This is a genomic window from Gracilimonas halophila (assembly GCF_042684365.1).
Taxonomy (GTDB): Bacteria; Bacteroidota; Rhodothermia; order Balneolales; family Balneolaceae; genus Gracilimonas; species Gracilimonas halophila.
Map to the genome: position 1 here is coordinate 257,400 of NZ_JBHULI010000025.1, position 24,803 is coordinate 282,202.

Here is a 24,803-nt window from a genome sequence, read left to right on the forward strand (position 1 = left end):
TAGAAATAAATTTAATGGCTTCAAACATACAAATTCTGTGAATTAGCCGAAATGAAAATCGGACCAATCTATAGTCTTTATTATATAGCCAACTGTTTAAATATTATTAAGGCGTTTGAAGCTGTATTATTTTGTGTATCGGCTTCAACTGCAAAAACCTTAAGAGCTAAAATAGCACCTCTTTATTTTTTAAAAAAATCAAGTGTCTTAAGTTTTGCAGTTTTAGGTTTAAAGATTGTAAATGGTAAGCTATGATCGGTGATTGTGGGGTAAATAAAAACACTATTTGCACCCCAACTAACATCTCTTATATTCTGGCGGAACAAGATGTAGTAACGAAAAAGACATCCGTAAAACACCCTTAAAGTTATGAATGCAATAATTACCCTCGTAATCATCCTGGTTGTTGTAATTGCCTGGTCTGTTGGTATTTACAATAAGCTGGTTACTTTTAAAAACCGCTTGAAAAATGCCTTTGCACAAATCGACGTCCAGCTAAAACGACGCTATGATCTGATACCGAACCTGGTAGAAACGGCAAAATCTTACATGGAGCATGAACGTGAGACACTTGAGGCTGTTATTCAGGCTCGAAATCAGGCACAGCAGGCCGAGCAGAAAGCAGCTGATCAGCCCGATGACCCTGAAGCCATGCAAAACCTGATGGGGGCCGAGCAGGCATTGACGGGCTCACTGGGTAAATTATTTGCTCTCTCTGAAAACTATCCCGACCTGAAGGCGAATCAGAATATGATGCAGCTTTCCGAGGAACTTTCATCCACAGAAAATAAGGTTGCGTTTGCCCGTCAGGCTTTTAATGACGCGGTGATGAACTATAATACCTATCGCGAGAAATTTCCTAATGTGATGTTTGCAGGTGTTTTTGGTTTCTCTCCAGCCCAGCAGTTTAAAATAGAATCTCCGGAGGAACGGGAAGCTCCTAAAGTATCATTTTGATTTTTGGCGGCTTTTTCTCAAAACCAATAGTACTACTATAAATGGATTTTTTTGAAGCGCAGGATAGAGCAAAGCGGAATACCGGGAAGCTGGTGTTTTTATATCTGCTGGCTGTTGTTGGTATTGTATTTTCGGTATACCTGGCGGTGATGATATTGTTCTATTCGCAAGGAATGGCGGATGAAATTTGGAATCCTGCACTGCTTGTCATAGTCAGTGCTATTGTATGTACCGTAATAATAACAGGTACCTTGTTCCGAATAGCTCAGCTCAGAAAAGGAGGTTCTGCTGTAGCCGAAATGCTGGGCGGGCGAAAACTGGAGCCCGCTACCACAAACTCCGCCGAAAGGCAGCTTATGAATGTGGTGGAAGAGATGTCTATTGCTTCAGGCCTTCCGGTTCCTGACATATATATCCTTGACAACGAAGAGAATATCAATGCCTTTGCAGCTGGATTAACAACTCAGGATGCAGCGGTAGGAGTAACAAGGGGAGCCCTGGAACAGCTCAATAGGGATGAAATTCAGGGCGTTATTGCTCATGAATTCAGTCATATCTTTAATGGGGATATGCGTCTCAATATTCGTCTGATCGGTATTCTGAATGGTATATTACTCATTCATGTCATGGGGATGGTCATCATTCGCAGTATGTTTTATTCCGGTGGAGTACGGGTAAAAAGCAATCGGGATAATAACAGCGGTGGTAAATCTAAATTGGTCATTATGCTTTTTGGTTTGGCTCTGATCATTATTGGATATATCGGAATGCTTTTTGGAAGGATGATACAGTCGGCCATTTCTCGTCAGCGCGAATACCTGGCTGATGCAGCTGCGGTGCAGTACACCAGAAATCCTGATGGATTGGCCGGGGCGCTTAAAAAAATATCTCAAAGTACGGATGGTGCGAAAATACAGGATGGACATGCAATGGAGATGAGTCATCTGTTCTTTGCAAACAGCTTCAATTCTTTTCTGGATAGTCTTTATTCAACTCATCCACCTATCGAAAAACGCATTCAGGCAATAAGCCCTTCGCTTAGTGCATCCGATAAAAAAAGTAAGAAACGTATTCAGAGAAAATTTCAACAAAACCATGTTTCCGGTTCAACAAGCGGTCACAAGCCCCGAGCAGGATTGGGTGGACATGCAGCCCTGACTCCCGAAGTTATTATTGCGGCCATTGGTACGCTCGATGCCGGTCATGTAAGTAATGCCGGCTCACTGTTGAGCGAAATTCCCGAAACCTTGAAAAATGCTGCCCATGAGCCATTTGCAGCAGAAGCATTGATCTACGCATTGTTGTTAACAGCTAATGAAAACAAAGGAAATACTTTCCCCGAATGGATTAGCAGTGACCTTGAAGATGGAATGGCTAAACAGGTGAGAAGTTTGATGACTGAACTTGAGGAAGGAAAACGAAAGTGGCATTTACCGTTGGCGGAATTGTCCTTTCCGGCATTACGTAAAATGAGTGAAAGTCAGTACAAGTTTTTTCGCAGAATGGTGAAGAAACTAACAAATGAAGTTGAAAACATTTTCTCATTTGCTCTCGAAAAACTGATTGAGAGACAGCTTGATACCGCTTTTGCCAAAAATAAAGAACCAGAAATTCGACATCATCACTTAAAACCTATGGGTGAGGAGATCTCGGTGCTGCTTTCTGCGCTCTCTTATATTTCGGATGAGAATCCTGAATCTGCGTGGAAATCAGGTCTGGGACCCATCCAAAAAGTAATACCGGATAATGTTCGGTTTCTGCCCAAAGAAGAGTGTGGCTTTGTCATGCTTGAAAAAGCAATTGATGAATTCGCAGCTTCTGCCAACCCAGTGAAAAAATATATCGCCAGTGCAATGATCCATTGTGTGGTGTCTGACAAAAAAATTACCCTTGAAGAGAAAGAACTGCTGCGAGCAATTTCGGAGTCCATTGATTGTCCTATACCGTTAGATGCTATGGGGGCAAATACATGACAATGAACGAAGAATATTAGATAACTAAGAGAGTTAATTACTTGGGAGAGATCCTAAAATGTTGATTACCGCTTTTAATTGATATAATTTTTATTTGAACATATCTGAAAACTTGTCTGAAATGAATCATAAAAAATACTTTTTATACTTCCTCCCGGTACTTATTTCTTTGTTTAGTTTTAGTTGTGATACTCCTGCATCGAATTCCTTAGAAGAAAGTAAGAAATTTGTCCTCTTTAAAAACGCGGATCAAAATTCTATAGATCAACAAATATAGAGGGTCTAAAAAACTCAATAGGTTTACAAGAATACCAGATAAATTATCGATATAAGAATAATATTAGGGGTATATCAGCTAATCTTGCACAATCTCAGGTCAGTCTATTAGAAGATATATCAAGTGATGATTGGGAGGTTATTCCAGGTGAATTTATCATAGTTTTTGTAGATCCATTCGATGGGGAAAAGTATGGAACTGAGGAGGGAAACCAATGGTCAATGAAAACCATTGAAAAACTTCAGGACAAGTACGGCATAAATGATGATAAAATACTTGGTAAGTGGGGGTATGCACTTTTTGGGTTTGCTGCTGAATTAACTGATGAGCAACTATACTACCTGGAAGAAGAAAATATTATTAGTTACATAGAGGTTAATCGTCGATTTCAACTGGGTATATAAGTACATCTTTTTTACCTAATAAATAAGAAAGTTTTTAATCTTTCCCTTTTCCCCTGCAAATTAAACTCATTTTAAATTCCTCAAAATTCATTCAAATCAGTCTTTACCTTCCTAAAGTTTTTTGTATCTTTGCCATCCATTTCGGAGCCGTGGTAGCCGCGGTTACATTATTTTTATCGTAAACAAATAAAGTTTAATAAATGGAATCCGCTACGGCGTTGTTTTCTCTCATTATTGCTCTTCCATTAGCCGGCTTTTTGATCAACGGGATCATCGGGCTATTCGCAGAGAACTATCGAAATAAAAAACAGTTAATTGGCATTATTGCGAATTTCGCTGTTTTTATTCCTTTTCTGATCGCAGTTTATTTCTTTCTGAACATCAATGCCGATTCTGAAGCGGTGGTTTATAAGCTGTTCACCTGGATGGAAGTTGGAAGCTTCAGTGTTGACATTGCTTACCGTCTCGATCAGCTTTCAATTCTAATGACCCTCGTGGTAACAGGAGTTGGATTTCTGATTCATCTGTATTCCATGGGGTATATGGCTGATGATGAAGGGTACTGGAAGTTTTTTGCCTATCTGAACCTCTTCATCTTTGCGATGTTGAATCTTGTACTCGGTAACAACCTGTTGCTATTATTTCTTGGCTGGGAGGGGGTAGGAGTTTGTTCTTATCTGTTGATTGGTTTTTGGTATCACGATATGGCGAAATCAGATGCGGCTAAAAAAGCTTTTATATATAACCGTATCGGTGACTTTGCCTTTTTGATCGCTATGTTCATGGTATTTCAAACTGTTGGAAGCCTGAGCTTTGATGTAATTCTTGGAAACCTGGATGCTTTTTCAAGCGAGTATATTTTCGGAATTGGATTGCTGATGTTTATTGGGGCAACCGGTAAATCAGCCCAGATCCCATTATTTGTATGGCTTCCGGATGCGATGGCAGGTCCGACTCCTGTTTCAGCACTTATTCACGCTGCTACGATGGTAACTTCCGGGATCTATCTGATTACCCGAATGTCGCCTATGTTCGTAATGTCACCTGAAGTGATGTTGATCATTGCAGTGATAGGTGCACTTACTGCTATTGTTGCGGCCACTATCGCCATTACCCAAAATGACATTAAAAGCGTGCTTGCTTATTCAACGGTTTCTCAGTTGGGATATATGTTCCTGGCATTGGGTGCAGGTGGATTTACTGCAGCGATGTTCCATGTTGTGACTCACGCTTTCTTTAAAGCTTGTTTATTCCTCGGTTCCGGTTCCGTTATTCATGCCATGCACCATGTAGAGCATGAGTTGGAGCATGATGGCAAAGATGTTCATTTTGACCCGCAGGATATGCGAAATATGGGTGGCCTTCGAAAGTACATGCCTTCCACATACAAAACCTTTTTGATCTCCACGATCGCCATAGCAGGGATTCCGCCACTGGCCGGATTCTTTTCTAAAGATGAAATTCTTGCAATGACCGCGAATGCCGGCGCAGGAGAGTTTGGGCAATATATGTATTTGGCTCTCTTAGGGGTTGGGATGATCACAGCGTTTCTCACGGCTTTTTATATGTTCCGTCTTACGCTCACTACTTTTCACGGTGAGTTTAAACTTGGTCAGCGTTTCAAGGAAGCAATTGGAGCTGAGAAGTATCTACATGAAAGCCCTGCTACAATGACCATTCCTCTTTGGACACTTGCAGGTCTCGCAGCAGTTGGTGGATTCTTAGGAGTTCCGAATTTTATCGTTGAAACGTTTACCGGAGAAACTGCTCATATTAACCTGCTTCATAATTGGCTCTACAACATTTCAGCTGATTATGAGCTTGTATTGGCCAAACCTATCAAGTGGGGTATAATGAGTCTTTCTATAGCAATAGCGGTAGCTGGTACGTGGGTTGCATTCAGAATGTATAACAATAATAATCAGCTAGAGTCTGACGCCAAGTTGGCCGAAGGATTTGGCGGGCTTTATGCTACCTGGAAAGACAAATATAATCTCGATGAAGTTTATGAAGGTCTTGTTTCTCGTCCGCTGGTAAAATTTTCAGATAAAGTACTTGCCGTTTTCGACATGAAAGTCGTAGATGGTTTTGTAAATGCCACAGCCGGTACGGTGAAGTTATTTGGCAGCTTGTTTCGCTATGTTCAGACCGGCGTAGTATCAAGTTATGCACTGGCCTTTGTGATCGGTGTGATCGTAATTCTCTATTTAATGGTAATGTAATTGTCACAAATTAGTTGATGGAAACACTCTTAAATATCGTCATTTATTTACCACTGTTAGGCATTCCGCTGATCTTGTTGATAAAGAATGAAAACTCCAGAAAGTGGATCGCTCTGTTGGTGACTGTCATTACCTTTTTGGCATCATTGCCACTTATGTTCGGTTTTGATATAGCCAACTCCGGAACGGCTCAATACTTAACGGAAGGCGGTCGTCTAATGGAATCATTGGATATCAAGTATCTGGTAGGCCTGGACGGGTTAAGCTTGCTGCTTTTCATGTTGACCACCTTTATGGGGCCGATCGTGATCTTGTCTTCATGGAATTCTGTGACCAAACATCTGGCAGGTTATCTGAGTATGTTGTTGTTATTGCAAACCGCTTCACTTGGAGTTTTTGCCTCTCTTGATCTAATGGTTTTCTATGTATTTTTCGAGCTTTCATTGATCCCAATGTATTTCCTTATTGGAATTTGGGGTGGAGCCGGACGCATTCAGGCTACCGTTAAGTTTTTCATTTATACCCTTGTAGGTTCACTCATCATGTTGGTTGGTCTTATCTATTTAGGATATGATGCCGGAGCTACTATGGGTGGGGGAACAGCTTTTACTACTGACTGGAGATTTTTATCAAGTGATATATATACCATAGGTCTTGTTGAACAAACCTACCTGTTCCTTGCTTTTGCATTAGCCTTCTGTATCAAGGTGCCTTTGTTTCCTTTTCATACCTGGTTACCATATGCACATACTGAAGCCCCGACAGCCGGTTCAGTAGTGCTTGCAGCTATAATGCTGAAAATGGGAACCTATGGCCTGATCCGTGTATGTCTTCCTATCTTTCCAAATGCCTTTATGGAATTTGCACCTTGGATGGCTACGCTAGCCGTGATCGGAATTATTTATGGCGCATTGGTGGCTATGGTTCAGAAAGATGTGAAGAAATTGGTTGCATACTCATCCGTAAGCCACCTTGGCTTTGTAGTACTTGGAATTTTTGCATTGAATACCGTGGCTGTACAGGGAGCTATTATTCAGATGATCAATCACGGACTTTCAACCGGAGCACTCTTCCTTATTGTAGGGATGATATATGATCGTCGCCACACCCGAATGATCAAAGACTTTGGTGGTATCGCCAAAAAGATGCCGATCTTTACCGTTATGTTTATGATCGCAACTTTGGCTTCTATAGGCCTTCCCGGTTTAAATGGATTTGTAGGAGAATTTTTGATCCTGAATGGTTCATTCTTCTCAGAACTGTACGACAATAAAGTTTTTGCAATACTTGCAACAACCGGTGTTATTCTTGCCGCTGTTTATATGTTGTGGATGTTCCAGCGAGTAATGTTTGGTCCTTTAACCAATCCTGAAAATGAAAAATTGGTAGACTTGAATGGACGTGAGATAGGATTGTTGGTACCGTTAGTGGTCTTTATGTTCTGGATCGGTATTCACCCTGTTAATTTTACGAAGTATTCAGAAGCTCAGGTAACAGAATTGATCGAGGCTTCTGAAGCTAAAAGTATGGCGGTACTGGAAGAGGCTCGAAATGAAGATCTCCCAAACTGGACTGCAAGATTTTACGATGTAAGTGAATCAGAATCACAATTAGCATCAACCAAATAAGATCATGGCACAACCACTTTCTGAATCTGATATCAATCAAGCGTTGAGTTCTCTGGAAGGATGGGAGTTTAACGAAGACAAGATTAGCAAAGAATTTAGTTTTAATGATTTCAGTGAAGCCCTTGGATTTATTGTCCGTGTAGGGTTGGAAGCTGAAAAACAAGTTCATCATCCTGAACTGTTCAATGTGTACAATACGGTTAAGATCAGCTTGAGTACGCATGATGCAGGGGGCAAAGTTACCCAAAAAGATGTGGACTTGGCCAAAGCAATTGAAAGCGTTTCATAAATTTAGCGAATGGATTATTTAGGCGACATACAAGCTTTTTTACCCGGAGTGATCACTGCCGTAGCCGGTTTAGTGGTTATTGTGGTAGAGTCTTTCAGAAAAGAAAGCCCACTTAACTTTTGGATCACCGTAGTTTCTTTGGCTGCGGCACTATTTGTAAGTCTGCAGGCCTTGGATACCAATTTAGATACCGCATTTTCAGGTATGTTGGTTTATGGAGGTCCGGTAGCTTTTGGAAATATGATCATTTTAGCCGGAGCATTATTTAGTGTCTTTATTTCAGAAGATTACCTGAGGGGGATAGGGCACTATTATGGTGAGACCTATGCACTGATTTTATTTGCTACCACAGGTATGCTCGCTTTAGCAGGTTCTAATGATCTGATCACATTATTTGTTGGATTGGAAACAATGTCCATCTGTCTATACGTAATGGCAGGCTTGATCAAAGATGAAAAATCAGGTGCGGAATCGGCACTGAAATATTTCTTGTTGGGAGCATTCTCAACAGGGTTTTTATTATATGGTATGGCCCTGCTTTATGGCGCTACAGGAACAACAAGCATTCCTGAGATCGGAGCAGCAGCCAGTACCGATCTTTTATTCCTGGCAGGTACTGCACTCTTACTCGTAGGATTTCTATTTAAGATCTCAGCAGTGCCATTTCATATGTGGACTCCGGATGTGTATCAGGGAACTCCTACTACACTTACTGCTTACTTTGCAACGGCGTCTAAAGCAGCGACTTTTATTGCATTCATCCTTGTTTTATCTAGAGCATTACCGATTATGGATGGTTTGAACTGGCAATTGGTCTTGAGTGTGATTGCCATCATAACCATGGTGTTTGGTAATATAATTGCTCTCGTTCAGGACAATGTGAAAAGAATGCTTGCCTATTCGAGTATTGCACATGCCGGTTATGCTTTAGTAGGTTTGGCAGCAGGAACTTTTGAAGGGTATAGTGCTGTATTGTTTTACTTATTTGCCTATACGATTATGAATGTAGGTGCATTTGGAGTGATCGCTTATTACGAACGCAACAAAGGCCTGGATTTCAATCAGGTTCAAAATCTGGCCGGTTTAGGTTATAAAGAACCACTGATGGGAATTTCACTATCGGTATTTTTATTCTCTCTTGCGGGTATTCCTCCATTGGTTGGCTTCGTTGGTAAATACTATGTATTTGCGGCAGCCATCAATGCGGAAATGATCGGTTTGGCTATTGTTGGTGTGCTAGCCAGTGCTGCAAGTGTGTATTACTATCTCAGAGTTATGGTATATCTTTATTTCAGAGAAGAGCATCAGCCTATTCAATTGTTTACCCCAACGCTTCTTTATAAAGGAACCATTGCAGTGCTTGCAATCCTGACATTGTATTATGGGGTTGAGCCTTTACTGCCGGGAGAAGGACTGATGGATATTCTGAATACATATGGTGGATATTCAACTCCATCCATGTAAATAATATATAGTTAAGAAATTTATGGACCCTGTTTATTTATAAAATAGACAGGGTTTTTTTATATCCGGAATTGACCATTTCCAGTTTGGGATTTCCGAACTTAAAGAGTAAATAGCGGGGCGATAATTACTAATTTACTGCTTAGTTAAAGAATCATTTCTTAAAGGTTGGAATAGACTTCAAAAAAAGCTTATCTTTGGTCCTTCTGTTGCTCGGCAAAGTGCCAGAGTGACTGCTTTCATCTCAGAAAGCACCCAAAGAAAACATATAAAAAATGAGCAAGAACTATTACGAGTTTACCTATATCATAAATCCTGTTCTCGAAGAGGATAAGTTCAAAGAAACCGTTGATAAAGTTACCAAGCTGGTTGAAGATAACGGTGGAGAAATTGATGAAGTTGATGAGTGGGGCCTGCGCCAATTTGCTTACAACATAGACAAGAAAGGAAGCGGTTATTACGTGAATATGTATTTCACTGCTCCTGCCGAAGCTATTGCCTCTGTTGAAAGACAATTACGAATTGACGATGACATCCTTCGTTACCTGACTCTTAAGTATGACGCAAAAATGCTGCGCCATCGTGAACTTCAAAAGAAAAACGAAGTTCCTGGCATCTTTGCTATTGAAGATGAAGACGATGATGACAACAACGAAGACGACGATTAACACAGAATCCTCACCAAAAGAAATTGAATTATGATTAAGAATCCATCACACCCGAAAAAAAATCAACGCAAGGTAAAGCAGTGTAAGTTTACCCGTGCCGGACTTGAGTATATTGATTACAAAGACACTGAAACCCTTCAGCGTTTTACCAACGACCAAGGCAAGATCCTTCCGCGTCGTGTAACCGGCACAAGTGCAAAACATCAGCGACAGCTAACAACGGCAGTTAAACGCGCCCGTTTTCTGGCCCTTATGCCATATGTAGCTGAAAATCTCCGATAAAATTAAGACGACAGAATTATGAAGATCATTCTTAGAGAAGACGTAGAAAAAGTAGGACATTCCGGCGAAGTTGTTGATGTAAAAGATGGCTTTGGCAGAAATTACCTGATTCCTCAGGGTAAAGCCATTATGGCGACCAAAGGAGCTATCCAAGAGCTTGAGCGACTTAAAAAAGAAGCCGCAAGACAGGCAGAATTTACCGTTCAGGAAGCCAAAGAGTTGGCTCAGCTGCTGGAAGCTACTTCCCTGACCATTTCTGTAACTACCGGTGAAGAAGACAAAATTCACGGAACAGTTACAAATGCAGATATTGCGAAAGCATTAGAAGAACGCGAAATTTTAGTGGACAAAAAAGATATCAGCCTTGACCAGGATGTTAAAGCATTAGGCGAGTATACCGCCACTGTGAATCTTGTTGGCGACCTGAATCCACAAGTAAAATTCTGGGTTGTAAAAGAGGAATAATAACTTCCTTTTCGAATTCTATTGTAATAATTTCGAGTGGGCTAAGTTAGAGTTCGTAAGAAATATAGCCGGCTGAACCTCTATATAATTATGGAGAAACTTACTTAGGTTAACTCAATGAAATTAATGCAAATGAAATCACTTTCTATAAAAGTAATGGGGATCATCATTCTGATGTTATCCCCATTTTTTATTCAGGCACAAATACCTGATCCGGTTAAATTCAATATATCTAACGCTCCGGATTCAATATTGGCCGGTGATGTTTTTGAAATTGAGATCGAGGCTTCCATTGAAGGGAACTGGCATCTGTATTCTATTCTAAATGATGAAGATGCAGGCCCTTTCCCTACCGAATTTTCAGCCAATTCTGATAACTTTGTATTTGCAGGTGACCCTGTAGAATCAGATGCAGATATTGAGTTCGATCCTAACTTTGAAGCAGAATTAGGCTGGCACAGCAGTTTTGCAACCTTCACTATTCCGGTAGCTGTTAAAACCAATCAAACGGGAAAACAAAATCTTGATATTGAAGTCTACTACCAGGTTTGCGATGATAAAGTTTGCCTTCCTCCTAAAACAAAATCTATAATAGCAGGAGTTGAGGTTATAGGTGTCTCAGAGAGTCCCTACGAAGGTGCTGTTGATGATGGCAGCAATGCAGAACTCTCCGGTTCTGAAGCTGAAATAAAGGAATCAGCATTGGGCGGCGAGGGGATTTTTGGTTTTATTTGGATCGCTATTCTAGCAGGTTTTGCTGCTCTTTTAACTCCCTGTGTATTCCCAATGATCCCTCTTACGGTATCGTACTTTTCTAAACAAGAGGACAACGGGAAGGGAATAGGGAAAGCATTTTTATTTGGGCTAGGCATTGTTATCACATTTACCGTTTTAGGAGTTCTGTTGGCAGCTGTGTTCGGGGTTTCAGGTGCTCAGAATTTTGCATCTAACCCATGGGTAAACCTATTTATTGCATTTGTATTGGTAGCATTTGCTTTCAGTTTACTGGGTATGTATGAGCTACAACTGCCCCATCAGCTTACAAATTGGCTGAATAGAAAAAGTAATCAAAGCTCAGGTATAGCCGGCATCATTTTTATGTCGCTTACCATTAGCGCAGTTTCATTTTCCTGTACAGCTCCGTTTGTAGGAGGAGTATTTGCCGCTACCACAGGTGGTGAGTGGTTTTACCCGATCATCGGGATGATTGGATTTTCAGCTGCATTTGCGAGCCCGTTCGTGATACTGGCCATTTTTCCGAAATGGATGGAATCACTTCCAAAAAGTGGTTCCTGGATGAATGTGGTAAAAGTATTACTTGGTTTCATAGAACTTGCTGCCGCGTTTAAGTTTCTTTCAAACGCTGATTTAGTATGGCAATGGGGAATGATCTCCAGACCAATGACCATTGCAGCCTGGATCGCCATTTTCTTGTTAACAGGACTGTATTTGCTTGGAACCTATTCTCTCAAACATGAGAAAAAGCCGGAAAGCATTACTACGGGACGTATGCTTTTATCTATTCCTTTTCTGCTTTTCAGTTTTTATCTGATACCAGGATTGCTTGGTTCTTCTTTGGGAATCTGGGATGCTTTCCTTCCCCCAAAACAAGCAACCGATGTAAGCTTGGTAGCTTCCATAGGAACCACGCCCGGAAGCGGAGCGGCAACAAGTGCGGATGATGGCTGGTCTGATGACTACGAAGCATCACGGGAAGTAGCCAGAGAAAAGGGTATCCCTGTCTTTATAGATTTTACCGGCTATACATGTACCAACTGTCGTGCGATGGAATCGAATGTATTTCCGTTAGAGGAAGTAACATCACGTTTTGATCAAATGGAGCTTGTGAAGCTTTATACTGATGGCGGATCCAAAGGACCTGAAAATCAACTGTTGCAATTTGAGTTAACCGGTAACGTGGCTCTGCCAACCTATGTTATTGTAGATCCTGAGTCAGGCAGGGTTTTAGAACAAAGCCTTGGATACAGCCGGGCAGAGAATTTCGTGAAATTTTTGGATCGTGGGCTGCAAAAGTTTAAATCGCTCTGATTGTTGACCCTTTCCTTTGAAAGCTTTAGCCTTAATCACACTTTAACAAATGTAGATTCATCTGGCAGCACCGGCTATCAAAGATCACCTTTTTTGTACCTTAGGCATCATTCTGATGTGCTTGTTTCCTGTGATCAATGTGCAGGCCCAATCCACCATTTCTCAGGAAAAAATACTTAGCCCTATCCTGGCAGACTCATCCTACTATCTGGGAGACTGGGTGTTGCCAAATAGTCTTATTGTAACGGCCAATGAAGATACTATTACTACAACCAAATGGGATTTTGATCCATCTTCCGGTACCATTTCTTTTGACCGGACTTGGACGGATGTAGAAAGTGTAAGCCAACTCACGGTTCGTTATGAGATCTATCCTTTTACCTTACCTAAAAGATCTCAACCCCTGAAGCCTACTGAATTAAGTGCGGATCTATTTGAAAACCCTGATTCTTTAGCAGGCATGGTCCGACAGTTGGATCAACAGCCGACGATCACATCAAGTTTAAGGCAGTCCGGTAGTTTGAGTCGTGGAATTATTATTGGCTCAAACCAGGATTTCTCTTTAGAAAGCGGATTGAATTTTGAGCTTAGCGGAGCACTCACGGAAAATATCAATATAAATGCTTCTTTGACTGATCAAAGCATTCCTATTCAACCCGACGGCACAACTCAAAATCTCAGGGAATTTGATAAGGTTTTTATTCAGATTGAGGCTCCAAATGCCGGGTTGGAAATGGGAGATGTAGATGTGAGTTTTGAACGAAGTTCATTTGCCAGGTTAAACCGCAGATTGCAAGGGGCTACAGGGTCCTATTATACAGAAAACGGAAGTTATAGCGGGGCAGCATCTGCTGTAAGGGGTACCTATAAGTCAATGAATTTCAATGGGCAAGATGGAGTTCAGGGTCCATATAGGCTTACGGGGAAAAATGATGAGGAATTTGTGATCATCCTGGCAGGAACCGAGCAAGTGTATATTAATGGACAAAGGGTGGAGAGGGGGGCAGATAATGATTACGTCATAGACTACGGGCTGGGTGAGATCAATTTCACAAATAACCTGTTAGTTAAAGATGAAACCCGGATCGTTGTTGAGTATGAGTATATAGACCGGGATTTTAACCAAACTCTGGTTGCCGCTGAAGGAGGTGATGAGTTCTTTAATGGAAGGCTCAAAATTGGAGCCACCATTATTCGTCAGGCAGATGGAGATGACCTTTTGTCTCAGCAGGCTTTGAGTGAAAGTGATATCGAACGATTGCAATATGTAGGTGATGATCTTGATGATGCAGTAGTAAGTGGTGTAGGAGTTGCTACGGAGGAAGAGCGTGACCGGTATGTTCTATATGCTGAAGTCGATACCACATTAAATGGAGAGAATTTTACGATCTATGAACATCAACCTGGTTCTGAGGATGCGATCTACAGGGTTCGGTTTTCAAACGTTGGACAAGGAGAGGGAAGTTATCGAAGAGCAAGTGGTCAGGTTAATGGGTTACTATATGAATGGGTAGGTCCTGGCCAGGGAAATTATGCCCCATTCCGGCAGCTTCCTGCACCTCAAAAACAACAAATGGCTGCAATCAATGGAAAATATGATCTTACAAACAATGTAGAAGTATTTGGTGAGTGGGCAGCCAGTGATTTCGATGCCAATCGTTTTTCAGGTTTGGATGATGACGACAATTCGGATATAGCTTATGAATCAGGGATCATTATTAAGGATGCACCCTCAGAACTTGGGCAAATAAATGCAAAGGTAAGTCGCAGGTACTCAGGTAAGCGATTTCGTTTCTTTGAGAGAACCCGGGATGTGGAATTTGACAGACGCTGGAATATATCCGGACCTGAAGAGAGTAAAGAAGCTTTAAATGAAGCAAGTTTTTCCATCAAGCCCACAGAATTGATCGAGTTTGGCGGAGATGTTGGCTTTATTGAGAGGGATGGGTTTAGAGGGGTTAGACAAGGGGCTTCATTTTCAAGCGAAGATAAATTTCTAACGGTTAGCTATTTGCAGGATTGGGTGCAAAGTAAAGACCGGAGATCAGAGGAAGAAGGAAATTGGTTTCGCCACAGTGGAAGGATCAGCAAGGAATTTGATGGAGAGGAAGTCATCTTTACTCCATTTCTGTCTTTTGAACAAGAAAATCGGGAGCAAAAGGATACCGATACGGATTCATTGAATAATCGATCTGAACAATTCTATAACCTTGGTCCCGGCATGAGAGTCAATTTTGCGAACCTTGAGCTTGAAGCCGGGGTTGCATATCGAAAAGAGCGTGGAGTTTTGGAAAACAAACTTCAGGATAAATCTCATGCTTTGGAGCAACGATATAGTTTAGCTTATAACCCGGGCAACAATTTCAGAACCTCAAATCAAGTGGTTTTCAGAGAGAAGAATATAACCGAAGAGTTTAGAAATGCAGGGAATGCAAGTCGTAGGGGGTTATTGATCAAGTCTGTTACAAACTATTCCACCAACACTCCTTTCATTGAAGGGGAATTCTTCTATGAGGCCAATACACGCAGACGTGCCTTACTGCAGGAGACTTTTATTGAAGTAGGACCGGAGATCGGCCAATATGTTTGGGATGATCTAAATGATGACGGGGTACAGCAAGTGGATGAATTTTTTCCGGAGGTAAGTGCGAATGAAGGGAGGTTTATTCGACAGTATTTACCATCGGATGAACTTCTGCCTTCCATAGATCTGAATGTTCGCATGATAAACAATTTTAGGCCGTTTGTGCTGGCAGGCGATAATACCTGGTTTTCGGGCATACTATTGCGGTCAAGAGTAGATATCAGTGAGAATTCAACTACTAAGGATCTAAAAGATGTATATCTGCTCAATTTAAGTTCATTTAGAAATGACTCTACTACTGTGCAAGGCAGAATACTTTGGGAAAAAGAACTGGATCTTTTGAATAAGGTTGATAAAGCAGACCTGAGAATAGGCTACAATGAAAGCCGCATGTTGAACCAACGCAGTACGGAGTCGGTTCAAAGTTATGCGAATGTGTTATACTTTAATACAGGGTACAATGTATCTGAGAGAACACGTTTATTATTAGAGGGACAAAACAGTATAAACAGCAGTGAAAGTAACAGATTGCAAACTCGAAACTTTGACATCAGGTCAAGAAGTTTAAAGCCGGGGGTTAATTCAACAATAAGCCGTTCCTGGAATGCCGGCCTTGAGGTTTCTTATGTCCGAAAAGAAGACCGGTATCCTGATAAGGATGTGATTGCAGATCTTTTAAAAATTTCAACTACGCACCGAACATATTTATGGCGCAGATTACAATCAAATTTTAGAATGGAGTTAAGGACAACAAAGCTAAACGGTAATTCGTCATCATATGGTAATTATGAACTTACGGAAGGAACCGGGGAGGGGGTCAATTTTATTTGGTCGCTTGCAGCTAACTACAGGTTTAATAATTTAATCAGGTTTAGCCTGAACTATGATGGAAGAACAGTGACCGAGCGCCCGGCCATTCATACTATTAAATTAGTTATGAGTGCTATTTTTTGATGATCCTCAAAGATGTGGTTAAGTTTAGGTGATTTTTCTGTAGAGCGTAACAGAACGTAAAAAAGCACTTTTTAAAAGGATGTTACTTTGACATTTAATATAAAATGACCTATTCTTTCGCTTCATTAATCTTAGCCTTTAACATTTAAACAATTAGCGGAGTAGACATGATATCGTCGATTGCTCTTTTTCTATTACAAGCCCCTGCTGACGAAGGGTTTTTTAACGTTATTGTCGCAAAATTTAACGAAGGTAATGACAGTGGCTGGATGTGGCCGGTGCTCATTGCTCTTATCTTGGGATTAGCGATTTTCCTTGAGCGGATCATCACCCTTAATCTTGCCGACATCAATACACGAAAATTTATAGTAAACGTACAAGAAGCTCTTCAAGATGGTGGTATAGAAGCTGCCGAAGAACTATGTGCACAAACAAGAGGGCCTGTTGCATCAGTTTTTCAAGCTGGTTTGATGCGTTCCCATGAAGGTATAGATGCCGCTGAAAAAGCGATCTCTGCCTATGGTTCAATTGAAATGAGTTTCCTTGAAAGAGGTCTTATTTGGCTGTCTCTATTTATTGCCATTGCACCACTCCTTGGATTCCTTGGTACGGTAGTTGGTATGATTCAGGCATTTGATGATATTGAAGCAGCTGCTGATATTTCCCCAAGTATTGTTGCGGGTGGTATTAAAGTTGCCCTTTTGACTACAGCCGGTGGTTTGATAGCTGGTATTATTCTTCAGATCGGATACAACTACTGTGTATCTAAAATTGACCGTATCATCGCTGAAATGGAAGAAAGCTCCATTACTTTGATCGATTCTATTATTCTATTGAATGAAGGTAAGCAGATTGTTCCTAATGTAGGTCCAGATGCTGATTCTGACAGCGAATAATTATAACTGAAATCCAAAATAAATAGGATAAATCATGGTTGTAATAAGTGTTGGTCTTGGAATTGGCTTGATAGTTCTTGGAGTAGTTGGAATAATATTCTCCGGAATTAAAAGTCTTGCCAATGGAAAACAAGACTTCAAAAGAATTGGTATGATGGCCGTCCCATTTGTAGTGTTTGGAATAAGCTACGCTGTATTTGGTGATGTACCACAAGCCGGAGTATTCACATCAGTTTTTATGCTGGGTGCTATGGCATTGACCATCATATTGACCGGAATGCGCGGTACCTTTAAGTTTTAATAGGATATCAATCTATGTTAATAAAGAAACGAAAAAGAGAAGATGCAGAGATCAATGGTTCGTCCATGGCTGATATCGCCTTTTTGCTTCTGATCTTCTTTCTGGTTACCACTACTATAAATGTGGATACCGGAATTGGTTTGGTGTTACCACCGCCATTGGAAGATGAGGAGCCACCACCCATTAGACAGCGAAACCTGATGAATATCTTGGTGAACGCTGAAGGTAGAATTCTAATGGATGAAGAGCCTTATCAGATCTCTGAAGTAAAGAATCGACTTATTGAATTCATTAAGAATCCAAATAACGATCCTGATCTTGCAGAAACTCCGGACTTAGCTATTGTATCTATAAAAACTCAGCGCGAAACTCCATATCGCATTTATGTGAATATGCTTGATGAAGTGATGGGTGCTTATAAAGAACTGCGTGATGAAGCATCACGTGCTAATTATGGTGTCCCTTACGGTGCTTTGGATGAAGAAAGTCCTCAGCAGCAACAAGTTCAGGACATGTACCCTAAGAAAATCTCAATAGCAGAACCGGGAGACAGTTAAGATGGCAGGACATTTTCAAAAGAAAAGAGGTGGAAGCAAGCAGGAAGTGCCAACTTCTGCAATGCCTGATGTAATTTTCATTCTGTTGTTTTTCTTTATGGTAACCACCGTATTAAGAGAAGTAACATTGAAAGTACGCGTCAACCTTACACAAGCCGAGAACATCGAGAAGATTGAGCAGAAACGCCTTCTCTCTTATGTGTATATTGGCCCTGAAAGACTTCCGGGCAATAGACTTGGCGAAGATAAGGTTCAGATCGATGATGCTATTGTAGAAGATATTGGAGGGATTAGAACTCTGATGTACGATAAGCTTCGTGAACAGCCTAAATTGATTGTTTCTCTTCGGGTTGATGAAAATTCTAACTTCGGACTTCTAACCGACGTCCAGGAAGAATTGAAGCGAGCTAGCACATTTAGAATCAACTATTCTACTCGTCGCGAAATGAATTAAAATTTATTTTCAAAAAAATCAGGCAACTGTGTCTCTTTGACGCAGGTGCCTTTTTTTATTTTTAAACCCAGTACTATAATGTCTGAATCCTTCCAAACCATTCAAAGCATCGGCAGTAAAGCTCTCCTCGAAAAGATCGCCGGCTTTGATTCTTATAAAAATGAACATGTAGTTCAATCCATTGGTGATGATGCTGCCGTTATACGTGAAGACAACGGTTCACTCACCTTACTAACAAGTGATACCTATGTTGAGGGAGTCGACTTTGACCCTACTTATACTCCTTTTCATCACTTAGGGTATAAGATAGTGTCTGCAGGTGTCAGTGACGTTTATGCCATGAATGGAAATCCTGAAGCCATGTTGATCAATCTGGCAGTACCTAACAGGATGTCCGTTCAAATGATCGAAGATCTTTATAAAGGGATCAATGCGGCAGGGAGTAATCACAATGTAGAAGTTGTTGGTGGTGATCTCAAAGCCAATCACGCGAACCTGGTGGTTTCCATAAGTGTTTATGGACGGGTAAGTAAGGAAAAGATCACATATAGAAAAGGAGCCCAAGAAGGTGATGCTATATGCGTAACCGGAGATGTAGGCGGGGCCTTGGCAGGTCTGAGAATTTTAATGAGAGAAAAAAAATATTGGGAAGAGCATGGAGATGAATCTGTTCAGCCTGAACTTGGCGATTACCAATTTGTAGTTAAGCAACAATTAGTTCCGGAAGCCAGAAGAGACCTCATTCAAGCTCTTGAGGATCAAAAAGTAGTACCCTCCTCAATGATAGATGTAACTAAAGGACTTGTCAGTGAAGTAAGCGCGTTATCGGATGCTTCTGAACTTGGCGCCTATATATACCAGGCTGCATTACCCATTGCCATAGAAACAAGGCAAGTGGCTGATGAAATGCAGGAAGATGTAGATCGTTACGCTCTCTTTGGTGGCGAAGACCTCGAGCTCATGTTCACCTTACCGGAGGATAAAGTTGAAGAATTCGTAAAACATTTTAACGATTTTGTCGTGATAGGAAGGATGGTACCAAAAGAAGAAGGTATGAAAATGCAAACGGCAGAAGGAGACGTGGTCTCTTTTGATGAATTGTCATAGAAATTTCTATGGCACGTTTTTTGCCAATCATCAGTTCTATTAAATAAAGATAATTGACTCACTTAAACTTATTTGAGTGTTAGTATCCTTATATTGAAATCTAAGATAATTTTTATAAGTATTTTTTAATGGCCCAGAAAGATCCAAAACAAAATAAACCGATTAAGCCTAAGGGTAAGAAAGGAGCTAATGCTCCAAAATTTCCAACCTGGAGTATATTTGTACTATTTTTCGTACTGTTAATTGCTCAAGTTATGTTCTTTTCTCCTGATACGGGGAACAGGATAAAGTACAGCAAGTTTTTAGAGTATGTTGAAAACGGCTATGTAACAGAGATTACGATAACCAATGGGGTTAATGTAACAGGAGAATATTCTGACAAGGCCATTACTGATGGTATTGTTACACGTCCTGAGAATACGGACAATAACATGCCGTTTGCTACCGGTGAGACAGACCAGTTTCGTAAATTCAATACCACTATGCTTCGGGACGATGAGATACGTCCTATTTTGGAATCCAATGGAGTTGAATTTGACGTTCGCATTGAAGAAGATTGGTTTAGTGGTGTTTTCATTTGGTTGATCCCCATTGCCATATTGATCGTAATCTGGATCTTCATCTTCAGAAAGATGAATCCTGGGCAACAGGTATTGAATATTGGGAAGAACAAAGCTTCCCTTTATGATCAACAGACTGAAACGAAAGTTACTTTTGAAGATGTAGCCGGACTTCAGGAAGCAAAAGCTGAAGTTGAAGAGGTTGTAGAGTTTCTCAAAAACCCACAGAAATTTACCAGGCTTGGCGGTGTTCTTCCGAAAGGTGTACTTTTAGTAGGCCCTCCCGGAACTGGTAAGACCTTATTAGCTAAAGCGACTGCCGGTGAGGCTAGTGTTCCATTCTTCAGTTTGAGTGGTTCTGACTTTGTTGAGATGTTTGTAGGTGTTGGTGCTGCCCGTGTTCGTGACCTTTTTAAACAGGCAAAAGAAAAAGCACCTTGTATTATATTTATTGATGAGATCGATTCCATCGGAAGAACCCGTGGAAGAGGAATGGCGATGGGGTCTAATGATGAGCGCGAGAATACCCTGAACCAGTTGCTGAGTGAAATGGATGGATTTAACTCTGACAAGGGTGTGATCCTTATGGCAGCCACCAACCGACCGGATATATTGGATTCTGCCTTACTTCGTCCCGGACGTTTTGACCGACAGATCATGATCGATAAACCCGACCTGAATGGCCGGGTTGAGATCCTTAGGGTACATACCAAAAAGTTAAAGTTAGGAAGTGATATTGACCTCAGAGTACTTGCTTCTCAGACCCCGGGATTTGCCGGAGCTGATCTCGCAAACCTTTGTAATGAAGCCGCCTTGTTAGCTGCCCGCAGAGAAAAGAATAGCATAGAAATGGAAGACTTTCAGGATTCCATTGAAAAAGTTATAGCAGGTCTCGAGCGGAAGAATAAACTGATAAGCCCGCAAGAACGTAAGATCGTTGCATATCACGAGGCAGGTCATGCTATCGTTGGCTGGTTCCTTGAACATACTGATCCTGTTTTGAAAGTGAGTATTGTTCCAAGAGGCTTGGCAGCATTAGGTTATACTCTTCAAACTCCGCTGGAAGAACGGTTCCTGATGACAACTGAAGAGCTTGATGATAAGATCTGTGCATTGTTAGGAGGGAGAGTAGCTGAGGAGATCATCTTTGGGCGAATTTCCACCGGTGCACAAAATGATCTTGAACGTATTACAAAAATGGCTTTTGCCATGGTAGCAGAATACGGAATGAGTGAAAAACTCGGATATATTTCACTTAAAGATTCCCAAAATGCAGAAAATAGCTTTGGGTTCAATAAGAAATATTCTGAATCTACCAGTCAACAGATCGATCAGGAAGTACGAAGTATTATTGATAAAAATCATGAGAGAACCATTAAGTTGCTTAATGATCACAAAGAAGAATTAGAGAAACTGGCGAAGGCACTTCTTGAGAGAGAAGTACTTGATCATCACGCTCTTAGGGAATTACTTGGCGACCGTCCACATGGTAAATATCCGGACGGGATCTTTGAAAAGCCTTCAAAATCCAATGGGGTTTCAAATGATGATGAAAAGGAGTCAGAAACCAATTCTCAAGTAGCTGAAAAAGAAGAAGAGGGATCTGCCAAAGACTCCGAAGACAGTACTGATATTGCATCAGAAAACGATCAGAACAAGAAAGAAAGTAAAGGTTCTGATTCGTAATATTTAGATGTTAACATTGCGGTAACCTATAGATAAAGAAAACATAACCGCTCGTTAACAGTTCGACAACGGCTGAAGTTTAGTTTTGCATCACAATCATGAAAGCAAAACTAAACATATCAGCACACGTGAAAAAACACATACTATTCTTAGTCGTTTGTTTTGCGCTTTCAGTTACAAGTAACCTAAAAGCGCAAAGTACCGGTACCATCTCTGGTACCGTTGTAGATGCCGAAACCGGCGAAACTCTCATTGGAGTTAATGTAGTTATAGAAGGAACCACCCAGGGTTCTTCTTCCAACTTGGACGGTGAATATGCCATTCGTGGCGTAGAACCCGGTACATATACTCTTATAGTCAGTTATGTATCCTTCCAGAAGCAGACCATAACAGGTGTAGAAGTAGAAGCAGGGGAAACCCTCACTCTTGATATCGCACTTCAGCCTGAAACGGAAATGCTGGAAGATGTGATCATTACAGCAGATGCCATTCTCGATAACGATGCCGGATTACTCAGGCAACGTCAAAAGGCAGTTTCCTTCAGTGATGCCATTTCAGCAGAATCCATATCTAGTTCAGGAAGCGGAGATGCAGCCGGTGCTTTGAAAAAAGTAGTAGGAGCTTCCGTAGTTGGAGGTAAATACGTTTACATCAGAGGGCTCGGAGATCGATATACCAGTACCCATTTGAATGGATCAGAATTACCAAGTGCAGATCCAAACAGAAAATCATTTCAGCTGGATATATTCCCATCTAATCTTTTAGAGAATATCGTCACGCTGAAAACTTTTACGCCGGACAAACCCGGTAATTTCAGTGGCGGATTGGTTGACATTGCTACCAAAGATTTTCCTGAAAAATTCTCTTTCCAACTTTCGGCATCAACAGGATTCAATACAAAATCCTCGATGGAAGAACTTGCGATCGGAGATCCAAGTGATACGGATTACTTAGGATTTGACGGTGGACGAAGATCTATCCCTCAGGAAGTTCAAGACTTCATTAATTCAGGGGGCGAAATTCCTTCACTAAGAGACACTAGGAATAACCCTGAAGCAACTGAAACTCTGGATCGATTATCGAAAGCTTTTAATAATGAATTCAGGCCCAGAGAACAAACAAGCACAATGAACCAGAGTTATGGGTTCTCGATAGGGAACCAATTTTCCTTTCTTGGGAATGACCTGGGGTATACCGGAAGCTTCACTTACAGTCAAAATTATTCCGGATACAATGACGGAGGAGTTTCAAGATACGACTTGGTTGGAAACTATGATGCTAGTGAGTCCCTCTATAAAAGATTAGATGTTTCTGACAATTCCGGTCAGAGGAGTGTGGATTGGGGCGGAATGGCTAACCTTTCTTATCGCCTTGGCGACAATCACAGAGTTTCAGCTCGTTTTCTAAGGACTCAAAGCGGATCGGCTGAAGGGCGATACCTGGAAGGGTTTCAGCAAGATATACCTGACGCCTTATTTCAGACAAGGACTGTGAAATACACCGAGCGAAGCCTTCAAACATTTCAGTTAAGCGGGAAGAACTATTTCGAGAATTTCCTGAAAACAACGGTTGAGTGGAAAGCTACTACAGCAACAAATACTCAAGACGAACCGGATCTAAGATACTTTACCACACAGGTTGATACGTTTCCATCCGGAGCCATCCTGTATTCCAGCCCTACAAACAACTTTCAGCGACCGGGTAGGTTTTATCGTGATTTGGAAGAATCCAATATAACAGCAGGGATTGATATCACTATTCCCTTCAATTCTTTCAATGGGAATTCAGCAAATATCAAATTTGGCGGGAGTATTGTGGATGTAGACAGAGACTTCAATGAACGAAGATTTGACTTCTATTCAGATGGAATCACATTGAATGATGTGGAGGGTAATGTTGATGCTTTCTTTGATTCTTTAGGTGTACTTGGCTATTCGAGTTCAGGAAGACCAAGATTCGGAAATTATGTACAGGATGCTACCACAGATCGTAGTAATTACGATGCCGTTAGCAGAATTGATGCTGCATATATAATGACAGAGTTGCCTGTTACCGATTGGCTGAAATTTGTAGGGGGAGTTCGTTTGGAGAAAATGGATCTTGAAGTTGTTAGTCAGGATACGGCCCTTGATGTCGGAAGTCTTTCAAACGTTGACTACCTCCCATCTATAAATACCATAATCAGCCTTTCTGATAATATGAATATCCGTACCGCCTACACCAAGACGGTGGCACGACCAACATTCCGTGAGCTTGCGCCTTATATAACCTTTGACTTTGTGGGCGGTTTACTTTTTCAGGGTAATGCTGAACTCAAACGTACACTCATCACAAACTATGACGTGAGATGGGAATACTTCACAGGTCCTGGCGAGATCCTTGCAGTTAGCGGGTTTTATAAAGAACTCCAGAATCCCCTTGAAAGGGTGATCAGGACTGATATTGGAAATGATGCACTTTCCATCCAGAATGTAGAAGAAGGGCGTGTATATGGACTTGAAATGGAGATTCGTAAGAATCTGGGTTTTATAGCTCACGGCCTTAGACATTTTAATCTTGGTACCAACCTCACTTTTGTCAGATCTGAAGTTGACATCCCGGAGCTTGAACTCATTGTTGCCCGTGATGCAAGACCGGATGCTCCCTCAACACGTGATCTGCAGGGGCAGTCTCCATACCTGTTTAACCTGGATCTGGGGTACACAAATCCGGACATCGGGTTTACGTCCTCTGTCAGTTATAACAAATTTGGAGATCGTTTATCGATAGTAGCAGAAGGAGCTACCCCGGATATTTATGAAAGAGGTTATGGGTCACTCAATTTTACTGCAAACAAAACGCTGCTGGAGAATTTCGAGCTGAGCGTTAAAGCAAGTAATTTATTAGATCCCGAAATCAAAGAATCACAAATATTCAAAGGTGATGAATATTTGTACAGTGGTTATCGGACAGGAAGAACGTTTTCACTGGGTATTAAATACAAATTATAATGTGTTTAGACCTTGTTCATTAATCCTAACAACAAA

Annotated in this window: 20 protein-coding genes; all 20 read left to right on the forward strand. The window is 41.1% G+C overall.

Features of this window, described 5'->3' with window-relative positions:
• Positions 1-51 precede the first annotated feature (51 nt).
• Positions 52-255, forward strand: a complete 204-nt coding sequence (locus ACFSVN_RS12020; protein WP_390303006.1) for a hypothetical protein — start codon at positions 52-54, stop codon at positions 253-255.
• A gap of 114 nt (positions 256-369) precedes the next feature.
• On the forward strand, positions 370-957 hold the full coding sequence (locus ACFSVN_RS12025; protein WP_390303009.1) for a LemA family protein: 588 nt from the start codon (positions 370-372) through the stop codon (positions 955-957).
• A gap of 41 nt (positions 958-998) precedes the next feature.
• Positions 999-2,930, forward strand: a complete 1,932-nt coding sequence (locus ACFSVN_RS12030) for a M48 family metallopeptidase (protein ID WP_390303012.1) — start codon at positions 999-1,001, stop codon at positions 2,928-2,930.
• Positions 2,931-3,428: 498 nt separating this feature from the next.
• Positions 3,429-3,611, forward strand: coding sequence for a hypothetical protein (locus ACFSVN_RS12035; protein ID WP_390303014.1), 183 nt, complete (start codon positions 3,429-3,431; stop codon positions 3,609-3,611).
• Positions 3,612-3,811: 200 nt separating this feature from the next.
• Positions 3,812-5,833, forward strand: coding sequence for an NADH-quinone oxidoreductase subunit L (gene nuoL / locus ACFSVN_RS12040; protein ID WP_390303017.1), 2,022 nt, complete (start codon positions 3,812-3,814; stop codon positions 5,831-5,833).
• A 17-nt stretch (positions 5,834-5,850) separates the two neighbouring features.
• On the forward strand, positions 5,851-7,461 hold the full coding sequence (locus ACFSVN_RS12045; RefSeq protein WP_390303020.1) for a complex I subunit 4 family protein: 1,611 nt from the start codon (positions 5,851-5,853) through the stop codon (positions 7,459-7,461).
• 4 nt (positions 7,462-7,465) lie between these two features.
• Complete coding sequence (locus ACFSVN_RS12050; protein ID WP_390303023.1) at positions 7,466-7,750, forward strand: 4a-hydroxytetrahydrobiopterin dehydratase; 285 nt, start codon at positions 7,466-7,468, stop codon at positions 7,748-7,750.
• Between the two features lie 9 nt (positions 7,751-7,759).
• Entirely contained in the window at positions 7,760-9,214 is a 1,455-nt protein-coding gene (locus ACFSVN_RS12055; RefSeq protein WP_390303026.1) for an NADH-quinone oxidoreductase subunit N, read from the forward strand.
• Positions 9,215-9,489: 275 nt separating this feature from the next.
• Positions 9,490-9,882, forward strand: a complete 393-nt coding sequence (gene rpsF, locus ACFSVN_RS12060) for a 30S ribosomal protein S6 (protein ID WP_390303029.1) — start codon at positions 9,490-9,492, stop codon at positions 9,880-9,882.
• A 30-nt stretch (positions 9,883-9,912) separates the two neighbouring features.
• Positions 9,913-10,164, forward strand: coding sequence for a 30S ribosomal protein S18 (gene rpsR / locus ACFSVN_RS12065; protein ID WP_390303032.1), 252 nt, complete (start codon positions 9,913-9,915; stop codon positions 10,162-10,164).
• A gap of 18 nt (positions 10,165-10,182) precedes the next feature.
• Positions 10,183-10,629, forward strand: coding sequence for a 50S ribosomal protein L9 (rplI, locus tag ACFSVN_RS12070; protein WP_390303035.1), 447 nt, complete (start codon positions 10,183-10,185; stop codon positions 10,627-10,629).
• A 117-nt stretch (positions 10,630-10,746) separates the two neighbouring features.
• The gene (locus ACFSVN_RS12075) at positions 10,747-12,678 is read left to right on the forward strand and encodes a protein-disulfide reductase DsbD family protein (protein WP_390303038.1); all 1,932 of its coding nucleotides are present in this window, start codon (positions 10,747-10,749) and stop codon (positions 12,676-12,678) included.
• 115 nt (positions 12,679-12,793) lie between these two features.
• Positions 12,794-16,216 (forward strand): hypothetical protein, encoded by a 3,423-nt coding sequence (locus ACFSVN_RS12080; RefSeq protein WP_390303041.1) that lies wholly within the window; start codon positions 12,794-12,796, stop codon positions 16,214-16,216.
• A 167-nt stretch (positions 16,217-16,383) separates the two neighbouring features.
• Entirely contained in the window at positions 16,384-17,112 is a 729-nt protein-coding gene (locus tag ACFSVN_RS12085) for a MotA/TolQ/ExbB proton channel family protein (protein WP_390303044.1), read from the forward strand.
• Between the two features lie 34 nt (positions 17,113-17,146).
• Positions 17,147-17,413, forward strand: a complete 267-nt coding sequence (locus tag ACFSVN_RS12090; RefSeq protein ID WP_390303047.1) for a hypothetical protein — start codon at positions 17,147-17,149, stop codon at positions 17,411-17,413.
• 14 nt (positions 17,414-17,427) lie between these two features.
• Positions 17,428-17,970: an ExbD/TolR family protein gene (locus ACFSVN_RS12095; protein ID WP_390303050.1), complete on the forward strand. Its 543-nt coding sequence runs from the start codon at positions 17,428-17,430 to the stop codon at positions 17,968-17,970.
• Between the two features lies 1 nt (position 17,971).
• A complete protein-coding gene (locus tag ACFSVN_RS12100) occupies positions 17,972-18,424 on the forward strand; it encodes an ExbD/TolR family protein (protein ID WP_390303053.1) in 453 nt (150 codons plus the stop codon).
• Between the two features lie 78 nt (positions 18,425-18,502).
• The gene (thiL, locus tag ACFSVN_RS12105; protein WP_390303056.1) at positions 18,503-19,531 is read left to right on the forward strand and encodes a thiamine-phosphate kinase; all 1,029 of its coding nucleotides are present in this window, start codon (positions 18,503-18,505) and stop codon (positions 19,529-19,531) included.
• Between the two features lie 254 nt (positions 19,532-19,785).
• Positions 19,786-21,777 (forward strand): ATP-dependent zinc metalloprotease FtsH, encoded by a 1,992-nt coding sequence (ftsH, locus tag ACFSVN_RS12110; RefSeq protein WP_407936091.1) that lies wholly within the window; start codon positions 19,786-19,788, stop codon positions 21,775-21,777.
• 98 nt (positions 21,778-21,875) lie between these two features.
• Positions 21,876-24,767, forward strand: coding sequence for a TonB-dependent receptor (locus ACFSVN_RS12115; protein WP_390303062.1), 2,892 nt, complete (start codon positions 21,876-21,878; stop codon positions 24,765-24,767).
• The last annotated feature ends 36 nt before the right edge of the window (positions 24,768-24,803 follow it).

Bases quoted from the DNA above. Each gene is read 5' to 3' on its own strand.
- ACFSVN_RS12020 (WP_390303006.1), top strand. From the start codon at position 52: ATGAAAATCGGACCAATCTATAGTCTTTATTATATAGCCAACTGTTTA.
- ACFSVN_RS12025 (WP_390303009.1), top strand. From the start codon at position 370: ATGAATGCAATAATTACCCTCGTAATCATCCTGGTTGTTGTAATTGCC.
- ACFSVN_RS12030 (WP_390303012.1), top strand. From the start codon at position 999: ATGGATTTTTTTGAAGCGCAGGATAGAGCAAAGCGGAATACCGGGAAG.
- ACFSVN_RS12035 (WP_390303014.1), top strand. From the start codon at position 3,429: ATGAAAACCATTGAAAAACTTCAGGACAAGTACGGCATAAATGATGAT.
- nuoL (WP_390303017.1), top strand. From the start codon at position 3,812: ATGGAATCCGCTACGGCGTTGTTTTCTCTCATTATTGCTCTTCCATTA.
- ACFSVN_RS12045 (WP_390303020.1), top strand. From the start codon at position 5,851: ATGGAAACACTCTTAAATATCGTCATTTATTTACCACTGTTAGGCATT.
- ACFSVN_RS12050 (WP_390303023.1), top strand. From the start codon at position 7,466: ATGGCACAACCACTTTCTGAATCTGATATCAATCAAGCGTTGAGTTCT.
- ACFSVN_RS12055 (WP_390303026.1), top strand. From the start codon at position 7,760: ATGGATTATTTAGGCGACATACAAGCTTTTTTACCCGGAGTGATCACT.
- rpsF (WP_390303029.1), top strand. From the start codon at position 9,490: ATGAGCAAGAACTATTACGAGTTTACCTATATCATAAATCCTGTTCTC.
- rpsR (WP_390303032.1), top strand. From the start codon at position 9,913: ATGATTAAGAATCCATCACACCCGAAAAAAAATCAACGCAAGGTAAAG.
- rplI (WP_390303035.1), top strand. From the start codon at position 10,183: ATGAAGATCATTCTTAGAGAAGACGTAGAAAAAGTAGGACATTCCGGC.
- ACFSVN_RS12075 (WP_390303038.1), top strand. From the start codon at position 10,747: ATGAAATTAATGCAAATGAAATCACTTTCTATAAAAGTAATGGGGATC.
- ACFSVN_RS12080 (WP_390303041.1), top strand. From the start codon at position 12,794: ATGTGCTTGTTTCCTGTGATCAATGTGCAGGCCCAATCCACCATTTCT.
- ACFSVN_RS12085 (WP_390303044.1), top strand. From the start codon at position 16,384: ATGATATCGTCGATTGCTCTTTTTCTATTACAAGCCCCTGCTGACGAA.
- ACFSVN_RS12090 (WP_390303047.1), top strand. From the start codon at position 17,147: ATGGTTGTAATAAGTGTTGGTCTTGGAATTGGCTTGATAGTTCTTGGA.
- ACFSVN_RS12095 (WP_390303050.1), top strand. From the start codon at position 17,428: ATGTTAATAAAGAAACGAAAAAGAGAAGATGCAGAGATCAATGGTTCG.
- ACFSVN_RS12100 (WP_390303053.1), top strand. From the start codon at position 17,972: ATGGCAGGACATTTTCAAAAGAAAAGAGGTGGAAGCAAGCAGGAAGTG.
- thiL (WP_390303056.1), top strand. From the start codon at position 18,503: ATGTCTGAATCCTTCCAAACCATTCAAAGCATCGGCAGTAAAGCTCTC.
- ftsH (WP_407936091.1), top strand. From the start codon at position 19,786: ATGTTCTTTTCTCCTGATACGGGGAACAGGATAAAGTACAGCAAGTTT.
- ACFSVN_RS12115 (WP_390303062.1), top strand. From the start codon at position 21,876: ATGAAAGCAAAACTAAACATATCAGCACACGTGAAAAAACACATACTA.